The sequence below is a fragment of the Mesorhizobium sp. P2_D6 genome (genome assembly GCF_056404315.1).
In genome coordinates, this window is sequence record NZ_JBFUEG010000081.1 from 1 (window position 1) to 879 (window position 879).

1 protein-coding gene is annotated in these 879 nt (G+C 63.7%); it reads left to right on the forward strand.

Translation table 11 applies throughout. The features are described from left to right. Window positions 1-58: 58 nt before the first annotated feature. Window positions 59-879 (forward strand): IS5 family transposase (locus AC1D1L_RS33695; RefSeq protein WP_477345841.1); only part of this gene is annotated, 821 nt, incomplete at its 3' end.

Below are 879 nucleotides of genomic sequence, written 5' to 3' on the forward strand. Positions count from 1 at the left end.
GGGACTGTTGCAAAATTGGATGGATGTGATTCCCTGTTTTTGAAACGGGGATTTTGCGATGACGACGAAGCCGAGCGGTCAGTTCAGTTTTGTGGAGGCTCTGCTGCCACAGGGTCTTGGTCGGAGTGGTCGGCTGGACCGGCTGTCGTCGCTGGTGAAGTGGTATCGCTTCGAGAAGATCCTTGCGCGGCTGCGCTCGCCGGCGGGGCCAGGGCGGCCTGCGTACAATTCGCTGGTGATGTTCAAGGCGCTTCTGCTGCAATCCTTGTATGGGCTGTCGGACAGCGAACTGGAGGAGGCGCTCGCCGATCGGCTGTCGTTCCGCCGCTTCGTTGGGCTGACGCTCGAGGAGACGGTGCCCGACCACACCACGCTCAACCGCTTTCGCAGTCTTCTTGTCGAAGCCGGGCTTCTGGAGAAGTTGTTTGGCGARCTGGACCATCAGTTGGACAAAGCCGGGCTGATCCTGCGGCGCGGCACGATGCTCGATGCCACGGTGATCGAGACTGCGGCGGCGCGGCCACCCAGTGGGGCCGCGCAGGAGGTGGGCGAGGTCGGCGATCCCGATGCCGGCTTTACACGCCGGCAGGGCAAGCCTGGCTCCTCTTACGGCTACAAGGCCCATGTCGGTGTCGACCAGGGTTYTGGTCTGATCCGCCGGGTGAGGACGACAGCGGCCAACGTCAACGACACGGTCGAAGCAGATCATCTGATCTGTGGCGACGAAGGCGCGGTGCTGGCGGATGCGGCCTATCACACCAAGGCGCGCGAGCTGTCGCTGAGGCAGCGCGGGATCAAGCCGCGGCTGATGCGGCGAGCCAACAAGCATCATCCGCGCCTGCCGGCGCGCCTGAAGCAGTTCAACCAGCTGATCGCCCG